The sequence below is a fragment of the Nocardia sp. NPDC056611 genome, from assembly GCF_042792755.1.
In the GTDB taxonomy this organism is placed as follows: domain Bacteria; phylum Actinomycetota; class Actinomycetes; order Mycobacteriales; family Mycobacteriaceae; genus Nocardia.
Map to the genome: position 1 here is coordinate 161,054 of NZ_JBHTVV010000001.1, position 12,890 is coordinate 173,943.

At 68.9% G+C, this 12,890-nt stretch carries 11 protein-coding genes; 4 read left to right on the forward strand and 7 right to left on the reverse strand.

The window, feature by feature from the left end:
* Window positions 1-9: 9 nt before the first annotated feature.
* A complete protein-coding gene (locus ACFRAQ_RS00850) occupies window positions 10-243 on the reverse strand; it encodes a hypothetical protein (protein ID WP_379092279.1) in 234 nt (77 codons plus the stop codon).
* Window positions 244-416: 173 nt separating this feature from the next.
* On the opposite strand from ACFRAQ_RS00850, the gene ACFRAQ_RS00855 reads away from it, so the two are divergent.
* On the forward strand, window positions 417-995 hold the full coding sequence (locus ACFRAQ_RS00855) for a TIGR03086 family metal-binding protein (protein ID WP_379092282.1): 579 nt from the start codon (window positions 417-419) through the stop codon (window positions 993-995).
* 64 nt (window positions 996-1,059) lie between these two features.
* On the opposite strand, the gene ACFRAQ_RS00860 is transcribed toward ACFRAQ_RS00855, so the two are convergent.
* Window positions 1,060-1,692 (reverse strand): TetR/AcrR family transcriptional regulator, encoded by a 633-nt coding sequence (locus ACFRAQ_RS00860; protein ID WP_379092285.1) that lies wholly within the window; start codon window positions 1,690-1,692, stop codon window positions 1,060-1,062.
* Between the two features lie 85 nt (window positions 1,693-1,777).
* Here ACFRAQ_RS00860 and ACFRAQ_RS00865 point away from each other — a divergent pair, with 85 nt between their 5' ends.
* On the forward strand, window positions 1,778-2,812 hold the full coding sequence (locus ACFRAQ_RS00865; RefSeq protein WP_379092288.1) for an aldo/keto reductase: 1,035 nt from the start codon (window positions 1,778-1,780) through the stop codon (window positions 2,810-2,812).
* Between the two features lie 4 nt (window positions 2,813-2,816).
* Here the strand turns inward: ACFRAQ_RS00865 and ACFRAQ_RS00870 are convergent, their stop codons facing one another.
* The 4 genes from ACFRAQ_RS00870 to ACFRAQ_RS00885 form a co-directional block, all read right to left on the reverse strand.
* Window positions 2,817-3,911, reverse strand: a complete 1,095-nt coding sequence (locus tag ACFRAQ_RS00870; RefSeq protein WP_379092291.1) for an alpha/beta hydrolase — start codon at window positions 3,909-3,911, stop codon at window positions 2,817-2,819.
* 117 nt (window positions 3,912-4,028) lie between these two features.
* The gene (locus ACFRAQ_RS00875; RefSeq protein ID WP_379092294.1) at window positions 4,029-8,459 is read right to left on the reverse strand and encodes a molybdopterin-dependent oxidoreductase; all 4,431 of its coding nucleotides are present in this window, start codon (window positions 8,457-8,459) and stop codon (window positions 4,029-4,031) included.
* 145 nt (window positions 8,460-8,604) lie between these two features.
* The gene (locus tag ACFRAQ_RS00880; protein WP_379092298.1) at window positions 8,605-9,318 is read right to left on the reverse strand and encodes a demethylmenaquinone methyltransferase; all 714 of its coding nucleotides are present in this window, start codon (window positions 9,316-9,318) and stop codon (window positions 8,605-8,607) included.
* Window positions 9,319-9,469: 151 nt separating this feature from the next.
* Complete coding sequence (locus ACFRAQ_RS00885; RefSeq protein ID WP_379092301.1) at window positions 9,470-9,964, reverse strand: DUF3592 domain-containing protein; 495 nt, start codon at window positions 9,962-9,964, stop codon at window positions 9,470-9,472.
* Between the two features lie 39 nt (window positions 9,965-10,003).
* On the opposite strand from ACFRAQ_RS00885, the gene ACFRAQ_RS00890 reads away from it, so the two are divergent.
* Window positions 10,004-10,507 (forward strand): DUF2505 domain-containing protein, encoded by a 504-nt coding sequence (locus ACFRAQ_RS00890; protein ID WP_379092304.1) that lies wholly within the window; start codon window positions 10,004-10,006, stop codon window positions 10,505-10,507.
* A 49-nt stretch (window positions 10,508-10,556) separates the two neighbouring features.
* On the opposite strand, the gene ACFRAQ_RS00895 is transcribed toward ACFRAQ_RS00890, so the two are convergent.
* Window positions 10,557-10,994: a VOC family protein gene (locus ACFRAQ_RS00895; protein ID WP_379092307.1), complete on the reverse strand. Its 438-nt coding sequence runs from the start codon at window positions 10,992-10,994 to the stop codon at window positions 10,557-10,559.
* A 196-nt stretch (window positions 10,995-11,190) separates the two neighbouring features.
* On the opposite strand from ACFRAQ_RS00895, the gene ACFRAQ_RS00900 reads away from it, so the two are divergent.
* Window positions 11,191-12,840 (forward strand): purine-cytosine permease family protein, encoded by a 1,650-nt coding sequence (locus tag ACFRAQ_RS00900; protein ID WP_379092310.1) that lies wholly within the window; start codon window positions 11,191-11,193, stop codon window positions 12,838-12,840.
* Window positions 12,841-12,890 lie beyond the last annotated feature (50 nt).

Below are 12,890 nucleotides of genomic sequence, written 5' to 3' on the forward strand. Positions count from 1 at the left end.
CGCCGGGTGTCACTCGCCGGGGTGGGGGCTGTCGTCGGCGGGATACTCGACCAGGGCGAGTACCCGCCCGGCCATGAAGCGGGCGGTGCGTACCGGTCCCCCGGTTCTGGTCACCTCACTGACTTCGACAATCCCGCGCGCGATGCGGGTTTCGATGCGGCGGCCCGCTCTGGTGGCCACGATTTCGTAGTTCCGAGACCCGTCGCCGGTGTCGACGACGATCTCCACACGATCACCCTTCATCTATCAATTCTCCTCCCCACCAGGGCTTTTCGCCGCTGATCGCACCTAACGAACCGGTTGCGACGCGGCGGTGCAAGCGCATTCGCGCGCCCGGCGATGAATTCCGCGGCCCCGCCCCGTCCTTATGCCCGACCGGGCCGCACCGGCGGTTCGGCATGCCTCCGGGAGGAACCATGACCACTCCGGAATTCGATCTGGAAGCCGCCGCGGGTGGGCTGGAGGCGGTGGTCGCCGCCGTCTCCGCCTCCGACCTCGAGCGCCGCACGCCGTCCGGGATCAGCGTTCGCGACATGCTGGCCCACGTGCTCGGCTTCACCGAGGGCTTCCGTCAGGGCGCCACCAAGGAGATGATCGGCCGCTCGCAGCCGCCCGAGCCCGGTGCCGGGACCCTGCCCGAGGACTGGCGCGACCGCATTCCGGCGCAGTTGAAGGCGCTGGTGGCGGCCTGGCGCGAACCGGCCGCGTGGTCGGGGGAGACCGAGGTCGGCGGCGTCCTCGCCCCCGCAGCGAGGATGGCCGAGTTCGCGCTGGACGAGCTGATCGTGCACGGCTGGGACCTGGCCCGCGCGACCGAGCGACCCTACGATCCGGCCGGCGCGGATCTCGCGGTGCTGCTGGGCATGCTGCGCGACACCCCGAGGGAGGGCATCCCGGGACTCTTCGGGCCGGTGGTCGACATTCCGGCCGAGGCGCCGCTGCTGGACCGCGTCCTGGGACTGACCGGCCGCGATCCGGCCTGGACCCGGGACTGATCAGGGCTCGGAGCCGGGGCGCGGGCACGGCGAGGGGTCGCGCCCACGCCCCGGGACGGCAGACTCAGCGCGCGGATCGCCCTGTGCCGGAGACGAATACGCCCTGTTCGGCGGCGAGGGCGGCGGCCGTCGCCGCGGCGGTGATCGTGGCCTCGTCGACCGGGTCGCCGCTGGCCAGCAGGCGGTAGTAGAGCGGGGCGGAGACGGCGGAAAGCACGGCGCGCGGGTCGGTTCCGGCCGGAACCTCGCCGCGTGCGGCGGCGGCTTCGACGCACGGCGACCATTCGGTGAGCCGGGTGTCGTAGAAGGCGCGCAGCGCCGCGGCCGCGGTGTCGTCGCTGGTGGCGGCGGCGATGACGGCCCGGAACAGGCGGCCCTGCCGGGGGTCGGTGAGGGTCTTCCCGACCAGCCGCGCATTGGCGAGCAGGTCGCCGCGCAGGGCGCCGGTATCGCTGTGGGGGAGTGAGGTTTCGGCCATCTCGGCGAGCAGGTCGGAGACCAGTCCGGCGGGGGTGCGCCAGCGGCGGTAGACGGTGGTCTTGCCGACCTCGGCGCGGGTCGCGACCTCGGCCAGATCGAGGGTGGCGTAGCCGCGTTCGGCCAGCAGGTCGCCCGCGGCGCGCAGCACGGATTCGCGGACGCGCGCGGTGCGTCCACCGGGGCGGACCGAGCCGGGGCTCGCTGTGTCCTGATTCATAACGGGTCTCCAGTTCCGTTTGCGGCGAGACGAGTGTAGCGTCCTCGGTGTTAATGAAACTGTGGTTCCGTTAGGAGTGGCGATCATGGAATACCGTCGGCTCGGCGCGTCCGGTCTGCTGGTTCCGGCCCTGAGTTTCGGCGCGGGCACCTTCGGTGGCCGCGGCGAACTCTTCTCGGCCTGGGGCGACACCGACGCGGCCCAGGCCCGCCGCCTGGTGGACATCAGCCTGGACGCGGGCGTCACCCTGTTCGACACCGCCGACGTCTACTCGGACGGCGCGTCGGAAGAGGTACTGGGCGAGGCGATCCGGGGCCGCCGCGACCACGTGCTGATCTCGACCAAGGCCACCCTGCCCACCGGGCCGGGCCCGGCCGACGCGGGATCCGGTCGCGCCCGGCTGATCTCGGCGGTCGAGGGCTCGCTGCGCCGGCTCGGTGTCGAGCACATCGACCTGTTCCAGCTGCACGCCTTCGACGCGGGCACGCCCGTCGAGGAAGTGCTCTCGGCCCTCGACTCGCTGGTGCGCTCCGGCAAGATCCGCTACGTCGGCGCCTCCAACTTCGCGGGCTGGCAGCTGATGAAATCCCTGGCAGCCGCGGACCGGCACGGCTTCCCGCGCTATGTCGCGCACCAGGTGTACTACTCGCTCGCCGGGCGCGACTACGAATGGGAGCTCATGCCGCTGGGCCTGGACCAGGGTGTCGGCGCGGTGGTCTGGAGTCCGCTCGGCTGGGGGCGGCTCAGCGGGAAGATCCGTCGCGGCCAACCGCTTCCGCCCGGCAGCCGCCTGCACAAGACCGCCGAGGCCGGGCCGCCTGTCGACGACGAGCTGCTCTACGACGTGGTCGACGTGCTCGACGAGATCGCCGCCGAAACCGGCCGCACCGTCCCGCAGATCGCCCTGAACTGGCTGTTGCGCCGCCCGACCGTGGCCACCGTCATCGTCGGCGCGCGCGACGAGGAGCAGTTGCGCCAGAATCTGGGCGCGGTGGGTTGGAGCCTGGACGCCGAGCAGATCGCCCGGCTGGACAAGGTGAGCGCGGTGACGCCGCCCTACCCCTACTACCCGTACTACCGGCTGGGGGACTTCGCGCGCGTCAATCCGCCTGTCGTGTAGGCGGTTACGCGGGCGGGAACAGACCCTGCGCGAGCACCGGCCACGACGCCTTCAGATCGTCCTGCCAGTAGCCCCAGATGTGGGTGCCGCTGCTGCGGAATTCGAAGGTCGCCGGAATGCGCATGGATTCCAGGCGCTTCTGCAGGATCACCGTGGACAGTTCGCAATTGGCCTCGATGAGCGAGCCCAGTGCGACCGTCTTGGCGGTGTCCTCGGGCTTCTCCATGCGGCCGCGCGCCCCGGGCATGTCGAACGCGCCCGGGATGCCGTTGCCGGTGGAGATGAAAAGGTTGGTGCCGCGCAGTTTCTCGGCGTTCAGGGTGGGGTCGTTGGCCGCCCACATCGGGCCGCCCTCGGGGCCCCACATGTTCTCGACCTTGCCGCCGCCGTAGAGCTCGGTGACCATCTTGATGGCCTCGCGGGCCAGCGGCGTGGTGGTCTGGAAGAAGCCGCTGTAGACGGCGGCGCTCTTGAACAGGCCGGGGTTGAAGATCACCGAATTCAGCACGGGCAGACCGGCCATGGAGATCCCGGCGATGGCGTTGTTGCCGGTGCTGCCCAGCGCCGCGTCCATCAGCGGCGGCAGTTCCTTGCCGAGGTAGGTGGACCACTTGTTCACGCCGAGCGACTTGTCGGCCTGCATCCAGTCGGTGTACCAGCTGAACGCGCCGCCGATGATCTGCACGACATTGGCGTTCTTGTCGGACAGGAAATCCAGTGCGTCGGTGCGCAATTGCCAGGTCGCCGCGTCCACGCCGCCGCCCGCGCCATTGAGCAGATACAGCGTGGGCGCGGGTTCGGAGGTGTCGGCCGGGCGCTGGACATCGACCGGGAAGGTCTGGTTCATGGCCGCGGAGTAGACGGTGAAGACGACGTGGCGGCTGTCGGTGGCCGCGACACTCTTGATGTAGGAGCCGTCCTCGGTCTTGAAGTCGGGGACGCTGACGCCGGGGGCGACCGGGGCGCCGGGGGCGCTGGGGGCGACGGGGGCGGCGGTGGGGTCCGCGCCGGCGGGCACGCAGCCCAGGCTCAGGGTCGCGGCGGCCGCGAGGGCCGCCACCGCGATTCGTCCGGTGATTCGACTGATCCGACCGTTCACGCTCCCGGCCCTTCGTGCTGCTGGCAGCCGTCGCGGGACGGCTCGCCCGCCGGTGAGACTGGACGGGCGAGTTACAAATACCACAGTTTCACATTTGGGGTGCCGGAATCGAACCAGTCAGTACACGTCGCGCACGTACCGCTTCTCCGCCACCAGCTGCTTCTTGAACGCCAGCGCGCCGTCCTCGCTCAGCTTGCCGTGAATACGCGCGATCCTCAGCAGGGTGTCGTCCACGTCCTTCGCCATTCGCGCCGCGTCACCGCACACGTAGAAATGCCCGCCCTCACGCAGCCACGCCCACAACTCCGCGCCGTGCTCGATCATGCGGTGCTGGACGTAGATCCGCTCCCGCTGATCGCGCGAGAACGCCAGATCCAGCCGGGTCAGGAAACCGGAGCGGAACATGTCCTCGAGCTCGGCCCGGTAATAGAAATTGTCCTTCGCGTGCTGATCGCCGAAGAACAGCCAGTTGCGGCCCGTGCATCCCAGCGCCCGGCGCTCCTGCAGGAAGCCGCGGAACGGCGCGATGCCGGTGCCCGGGCCCACCATGATCATCGGCGCGGTCGGGTCCAGCGGCGGCCGGAAGTGCGGGGCCCGCTGCAGGAAGATCGGCACCTCGGCATGCGCGCGATCGGCCAGGAAGGTCGAGCTCACGCCGCCGCGCCGGGCCGCCGACCCGATGGCCGCCGGATCGCCGTAGCGCACCACGCCGACCGTCAGCTGCACCTCGTCCGGGCTCACCAGCGGACTCGACGAGATCGAATACTGGCGCGGCTGCAGCTTCTTCAGCGTGCCCAGCCACTCGACCAGATCGGCCCGCACCGGGAAATCGCGCAGCACGTCCACCGCCTGCCGGTCCCACAGATATCCGTCCAGCTCATTGCGATTGTCCCGGCGCAACAGCTTGGCCAGGCGTGGATTGGCATTGTGCTCGGCCACGAACGACAACAGATCCGCACTCACCCGCGTGATGTCGTAATGCGTGCGCAGCGCCTCGGCCAGCGGTAGCTCGCCATTGTCGATCTCGATCAGCCGATGGCCGTCGAGACCGGTCGCCGCCAGCCATTCCCGCACCAGTGACTCGCAATTCGCGGGCCGAATGCCCAGCGAATCCCCGACCTCGTAGGTGGTCTCCGGATCACTCAGATCGAACCCGAACTGCCGCACCTCTTTCCCGGAACCTTCGCGGGAAAGCAATTCATTGCGAACCAGTTTCGAGAGCACCGGAGAATTCCGGGTGAAAGGCGCGGCGGCGCCGGTCCGAACCGGAGCGACAGCCGTTGCGCCCCGGGCGCTTCCGGGGCCGCCGGCACCGTGTCCGAGCGGACTCGAAGCGCCCGCGCCGCCACGACCGGCAGCGTTCCAGGTGGGCGTGCCGCCGACGGACGCGCCGCCGGAACCCCGGCCGCCCGGAGCGCCGACGGGCGGCGTGGAATGTCCGCCCCGCGGTCCCGCACCGGACCCGCCTCGGTTCCCGCCATCGATGGCCGCGTCGCCCGCTGCGTCCGCGAGTACGCCGGTCACGGCGTCGAACCAGGCCGCGGACACGTCCTCGTGGTCGGGCTCGCTGTCCACGCGCGGCAGCAGCCGGGTCGCGCCGCGCTGGGCGAGCAATTCGTCCAGCTTGCGGCCGTGGCCGCAGAAGTCGTCGTAGGAGGAGTCGCCGAGCGCGAACACCGCGAAGCGCATCCCGGTCAGCCGGATCGCGCTGTCGTTCAACCGTTCCCAGAAGTCCGCGCCATTGTCCGGTGGCCCGCCGTCGCCGAAGGTGCTGCTGATGACCAGCACATCCCCGGTGAGATCGGACAGTTCGGCCGAGTCCATGTCCAGGAGCCGCGGCGCGAAGCCCGACTCCACGAGATGAGTCGTCAGGGCAGCGGCCAGATCCTCCGCGGTTCCGGTCTGCGAGGCCCACAGGATCGTGACGGTCCGCGCCGGAGCCTCCGCGCTCTCGCCGTCGTCGGACCGGCCGGTGAATCCGGCGCCCACGTCCGCCGCGAATCCGATCGACGGCTCCGCGACCCCGGCCGAGAGCGGCTGCGCGCCACGGGAGTACATCCCGCCCAGCAGGCCGTCGATCCACGCCCGGCTGCGGTCGGAGATGGGCGCGGTGGCCGGCAGCACCGGTACCCCGCTGACCGGCAGGCTTTGCAGCGCCGCGAGATACCCGCCCAGGTAGATGCGCTCGACCTCGCTGAGCGTGGGCGCGGTGGCGGTCTCCAGTCCGAGCATGACCGCCAGCGGATGCGGGCCGCCGAGATCCACGCCGCCGACCGCGGGCACGGGTGCGCCGCCGAGCTCGGGTGCGGCCGGAATCCGTTCGGCGGCGTCCGTTTCCGTCTCGGGGTCGCCGGTCGTCGCCGTGCTCAGGGCCGCGACCTTGCGCAGGCGCACCGCGCAGACCTTGAACTCCGGTTGCAGCGAGATCGGGTCCACCGCGTCGGTGGTGACGGCGTTGATGGTCAGGTATTCGCCCTGTTCGTCGTTCCAGTGGAAGGGCGCGAAGCAGGTGCCGGGCAGGACGCGGTCGCTGAGCAGGGCGGGCAGCACGGCGCGGCCGCGGCGCGAGGCGATCTCGAGCTGGTCACCGTCGCGGACCTCGAGGCGGGCGGCGTCGTCGGGGTGCACTTCCAGGAACGGCTTGCCGTTGAGCTTGTTCAGTTTCGCCACCTTCCCGGTCTTGGTCATGGTGTGCCACTGGTGTTGCAGGCGGCCGGTATTGAGGACGAACGGGTGGTCCTCGTCGGGCATCTCGGCGGGCAGCAGGTGCGGGCGCGGCCAGAACACGGCCTTGCGGTTCGCGGTGGCGAAGGCCAGACGGGGCGTGTTCCCGTCCGCGTCGGTGAAGAGGGCCTGGCTGACGCCGTCGTTCACATAGCGAATCGGGTTGCGCCGCTGGGCCGGATCGGGGCACGGCCATTGCGCGGGTCCGGCGCGCAGCAGGTCGTAGTCGATGCCGCGCAGGTCGTATCCGGTGGCCGGGTTGGCGAAGCGGCGGATCTCGTCGAAGATCTCGGCGCTGGAGGCGTAGTCGAAACCGGGGAAGCCGAGCGCCGTCGCCATCTGCGCGATGAGCTGCCAGTCCGGCCGCGCGTCGCCGATCGGCTCGACCGAGCGCTGCAGCAGGGTCAGGTTGCGTTCCGAATTCACCTGCACGCCATCGGCCTCCGCCCACAGCGTGGCGGGCAGCAGCAGGTCGGCGTAGGCGTTGGTGGCGGTGTCGGTGTACACGTCCTGGGCGATCACCAGGTCGGCGGCCTCCAGCCCGGCGATCACGGTGCGCCGGTTGGCCATGGAGGCGACCGGATTGCTGCACATGATCCAGCAGGCCTTGATCCGCCCGTCGGCCAGACCGCGGAACATCTCGATCGACCCGGGCCCGGGCTCGGCGCGAATGGTGCCGGGTTCCAGTCCCCATTCGGCTTCCACGAAGGCCCGGTCGGCGTCGGCGAGCACGCTGCGCTGGCCGGGCAGTCCCGGTCCCATGTAACCCATTTCGCGCCCGCCCATGGCGTTGGGCTGTCCGGTGAGGGAGAACGGCCCGCTGCCGGTGCGGCAGATGGCGCCGGTGGCCAGGTGCAGATTGATGATGGTGTTGGTGGCCCAGGTGCCGTGCGTGGACTGGTTGATCCCCATGGTCCACAGCGACATCCATTCGCCGGCCGCGCCGATCCACTCGGCGGCGGTGCGGATGTCGGCCTCGGCGAGCCCGGTGACCTGGGCGACCAGGTCCGGGGTGTAGGCGTCCAGGAAGTCGGGCAGGTCCTCCCAGCCCTCGGTGTGCTCGGCGATGAAGTCGGCGTCGATGTCGCCGTTCTCGACCAGCAGGTGCAGCAGTCCGTTCAGCAGTGCCAGATCGGTGCCCGGCTTGATCTGCAGGAACAGGTCGGCGCGCGCGGCGGTGTCGGTGCGCCGCGGGTCCACCACGATGAGTTTCGCTCCCGTCTTGAGCCGATCGGCCATGCGCAGGAACAGGATCGGGTGGCAGTCGGCCATGTTCGCGCCGATCACGAAGAACAGGTCGGCGTGGTCGAGGTCGTCGTAGGAGCCGGGCGGCCCGTCCGCGCCCAGCGACAGCTTGTAACCGCTGGCAGCGCTGGCCATGCACAGCCGCGAATTGGCTTCCATGTGGACGGTGCGCAGGTGGCCCTTGGCGAGTTTGGTGGCCAGGTACTGGGCCTCGATCGACAGCTGGCCGGACACGTACAGCGCGATGGCGTCGGGTCCATCCGTGTCGAGGATCACGCGAAGTCGTTGGGCGGCTTCGTGAACGGCCTCGTCGACCGGCATGGGAACGGGCGGCTGGCCGCGTTCGGGGCGGCGGTACGCGGTCTCCATGCGGCCGGGCGCGGCCATCATCTCGGCGTGGGTGTTGCCTTTGGTGCACAGTCGCCCGGCATTGACCGGGTGTTCCTTGTCGCCCTTGACCTTGGCGATCACCGGCAGCCCGAGCGGGCCGGTGGTGGTTTCCACCGTGATGCCGCAGCCCACCCCGCAGTACGAGCACGCGGTCCGGGTGCTCGTCGGGGGCGTCGGCTGTTCGGGCATGGTTCCGAGTTAAGCCACCCCGAGTTGCGGGGGATTTACCGAAAGTTATCGGCAGATGACAATCCACCTCACAGCCATTTTTCGCGGCGGTGAGGTGGGGGCCGATTTCGCTATCGTGAGCAACGCCACAGGTCGGAGGCGGTCGTCAGCCCAGTTTGTAGCCGCGGTGCAGCGCCACGATGCCGCCGGTGAGATTGCGCCACTTCACCGCCGACCAGCCCGCGTCCGCGATCCGCATGGCCAGCTGCGGCTGGTTGGGCCAGGCCCGGATGGACTCGGCCAGGTACACGTAGGCGTCCGGGTTGGAGCTGACCGCGCTGGCCACCTGCGGCAGCGCCTTCATCAGGTACTCCATGTAGACCGTCCGGAACGGCGGGAGGGTGGGGGTGGAGAACTCGGCCACCACGAGCCGCCCGCCGGGCTTGGTCACCCGCAGCATCTCGCGCAGCGCCAGGTCCGGGTCGGACACATTGCGCAGCCCGTAGGAGATGGTGACGGCGTCGAAGGAGTCGTCGGCGAAGGGCAGGGCCATGGCGTCACCGGCGACCATGGGCACATTGCGCCAGCGTCCGGCCGCGAGCATGCCCTGGGAGAAGTCGGCGGCCAGGCACCAGGCTCCGGATTTGGCCAGTTCCACGGTCGAGACGCCGGTTCCGGCGGCCAGATCCAGCACCCGCTCGCCGGGCCGCAGCGCCAGGGCTTTCCGGGTCGCCATCCGCCAGTACCGGTCGATGCCGCCGGTCATCACCGTGTTGGTGATGTCGTACCTTTTCGCGACCCCGTCGAACATCGACGCGACCTCGTTCGGCTGCTTGTCCAGCTGGGCCCGAAACGACTCCCGCTGCCTGATTTTCGCCACGGTGCTTATTTTGCCCTCCGCTTCGCTCCGGGCGGGTTCGCGGCCCTGGAGGTCTCGTTCTTCCCTCCCTCCGCTCCTCCGCTTCGCTCCTCCGCTCCGCTCAGTCCAGAACGAGACGGGCCGCGAACCTTTGGGCGAATGTCGGGACTGCCTATTGTCGCAGCCTAGTTCGCACGCGGGCCCGCAGTGCGCCGAGCCAGCGGGTCGGGGGCGAGCCGAGCAGCCAGAGGGCGGGGATGGCGATGGCCCAGGCGACCACGATGACCGACAGTGCGGGGATGACGGCGACACGGGCATCGCGACCCGCCACCCGAACCAGATCGGGATCGCTGCGCCGATATTCGACATTGATGCGCTCGCCGGCGGTCAGTTTGGTCGGGTACAGCACGCCGGTCTTCGGGTTGTGGGTCTCGCCGTCGGGGGTGACGAAGATGACCGCGGACCGCAGCGTGCCCGCCGAGAGCACTTCGGCGCTGGTCACGCCCCGATCGCTATTGATGAGATGGTCGTCGCGCCAGGCCGCGAGCACCAGCAGCACGGCCAGGAAGCTGACCGTCGCCGCGGCGATGACGATCCCGAGCCGAGCCCGCCGCCACCGAACCGCCTGCCGCTGTTCAGTCCTGGGAGACTGGCTAGTTTCCGACACTTCAGCAGGCTATTCCATCGCTGGGCTACGGTCGTCGCCATGTCCCGAAAATTCAGCTTCACCGTGCAGTACAGCATCCCGGTCGAAGAGCTTCACCGGGCACTCACCAATGACGAGATGTGGCAGTCCCGCTTCGCGGCGGCGCCGACCGCCACGCTGGAGCTCACCCACCCGGACGGGCCCGGCACGATTCGGATCCAGATGACCGAAAAGGCCCCCGAGGACCAGATTCCCGGCATCGTCAAGAAGGTCCTCAAGAGCGAGCTCATGCTGGAGCGGACCGACGCCTGGGGTCCGCTGACCGACGGCGTCGCGCGGGGCAGCTTCAGCGGCCGCTCCGGTGGCATCACCACCGAGATGGCGGGCGCGTTCGAATTGCGGCCCACCGCCGAGGGTTCCGAGATCGAGGCCACCGGCACGGTCGACGTGAAGGTCCCGCTGGTCGGCGGGGCCATCGAACCGCTGGTCGAGAACCTGCTCAAGAAGGTCATGAACAGCGAACGCAAGTCCGTCGAAACCTGGTTCGCCGCACAGAACGCCTGATCCCGGGAATGTGGATGCGGGGGTGGTCCCGCATCCACGGGCCCGGTCGCTACTGCCCGAAGTTCGGATCGAACTCCCGTGGCTCGGTGAGGACCAGCCAGTTGCCGGAGTTGTCGCGGATGATGGCCTCGACGCCGTAGGGGCGCTCCGCGGGCGGCTGCACGAACTCCACGCCTTTGGCGGTGAGCTCGTCGAAAGTCTTCTGGCAGTTGTCGGTTCGCAGGCCCAGCGCGCCGTGCGTGCCGTTGGCCAGCGACCGGCGGATGGCCTCGGCGAGATTGTCGTCCAGCGGGGGACCCGGAATCATCAGCGTCACCTCCAGCTCCGGATGATCCGGATGCGCCACCGTCACCCAGCGGAAGCCGTTGTCGCCCATGGTGACATCGCTGCCCTCGACGAAACCCAGTTTGTCGATGTACCAGGCCTTGGCGGCCGACTGGTCGGTCACGTAGACGGTCACGAGCGAGACATTGGTAATGGTCGTCATGGTTTCCAGGCTATGGACGAGCCCCCGCCGCCGGCTTCTCCGAAATTGCGCGATTCACGCCCGGATTGCTGAGTTCACACACTCGGAACCTCGGTGAGGCTGCCGTAACAGCGGTGCAATCGTCCGGAAAGCCAAGATCAACAATCACTGACCACCCTCGAATCGGAAAACAGCTCGCGACGAGCCCGAACGAGGAGTGCCGGTGGTTCAAGTCGAAACCCCCACGGCGAACGCGGTGGCCGCGTCCAAGGAGACGCTGGAGGATTACACGCTGCGGTTCGCGCCCCGCAGCTACCGGAAATGGAGTCCGGCGGTGGTCGGCGTCTCGGCGCTCGGCGGCATCGCCTACCTGGCCGACTTCTCCATCGGCGCGAACATCGGCATCGCCAACGGCACCGGCAACGCGCTGCTGGGCATCGGCATCTTCGCGATCATCATCATGATCACCGGCTTCCCGCTGGCCTACTACGCGGCCCGCTACAACGTCGACCTGGACCTGATCACCCGCGGCAGCGGCTTCGGGTACTACGGCTCGGTGGTGACGAACATCGTGTTCGCCTCCTTCACCTTCATCTTCTTCGCCCTCGAGGGCTCGATCATGGCGCAGGGCCTGCAACTCGGGCTGCACGTGCCGCTCCCGATCGGCTACCTGGTGTCCACGGTGATGATCTTCCCGCTGGTCATCTACGGCATGAACACCCTCGCCAAACTGCAGGTGTGGACCACCCCGCTGTGGCTGATCCTGATGGTGCTGCCGTTCGGCTTCCTGCTGGTCCGCCACCCCGACTCGGTGGGCGCCTTCCTGTCCTACGGCGGTCAGGACGGCAAGGGCGTCAGCCTGTCCGGCGCGCTGCTCGCCGCCGGCGTCTGCCTCTCGCTCATCGCCCAGATCGCCGAGCAGATCGACTACCTGCGCTTCATGCCGCCCCGGACCCCCGAGAACGCCCGCAAGTGGTGGGGCTGGATGCTGCTGGCCGGACCCGGCTGGGTGCTGTTCGGCGCCATCAAGCAGGTCGTCGGCCTGTTCCTGGCGGTCTACCTGATCGCCAACCTGCCCGGCGCGCAGGACATCGCCAACCAGCCGGTGCACCAGTTCCTCGAGATCTACCGCGACATGATGCCGTCCTGGCTGGCCATGACCCTGGCCGTGGTGCTGGTCGTGATCAGCCAGATCAAAATCAATGTGACCAACGCGTATTCGGGTTCGCTGGCGTGGACCAACTCCTTCACCCGCGTCACCAAGAACTACCCGGGCCGGATCGTGTTCCTCGGCCTGAACCTGGCCATCGCGCTGATCCTGATGGAAGCCAACATGTTCGACTTCCTCAACAACATCCTCGGCTTCTACGCCAACTGCGGTATCGCCTGGATCGTCACCGTCGCAACGGATATCGCGATCAACAAGTACGTCCTGAAGCTCTCGCCCAAGGAGCCGGAGTTCCGCCGCGGCATGCTCTACGACTTCAACCCGGTCGGCCTGGTCGGCTTCGGCCTGTCGGCGGCGCTGTCGATCATGACCTTCTTCGGGATCTTCGGCGAGACCCTGAAGCCGTACTCGCCCATCGTGGCCGTGCTGGTCTCGTTCCTGGCCACCCCGCTCACCGCCGTCCTCACCAAGGGCAAGTACTACCTGCGCCGCGACCACGACGGCATCGACCTGCCCATGTTCGACGAGCACGGCAACCCCTCGGGGGAGACGCTGACCTGCGTCGTCACCGGCATGGAGTTCGAGCGACCCGACATGATCGCCTCCGCGGTGCCGGGACCGGAGGGCGAGATCCAGTACATCAGCTCGCTGGCCCTCTCCACCGACAAGACCGGAATCCACGTGCTGCCGTCCCGATGAGACCCGCGCCCAGCTGAATTCACCCCGCGACCCCGCGGCCTCGCCACGGG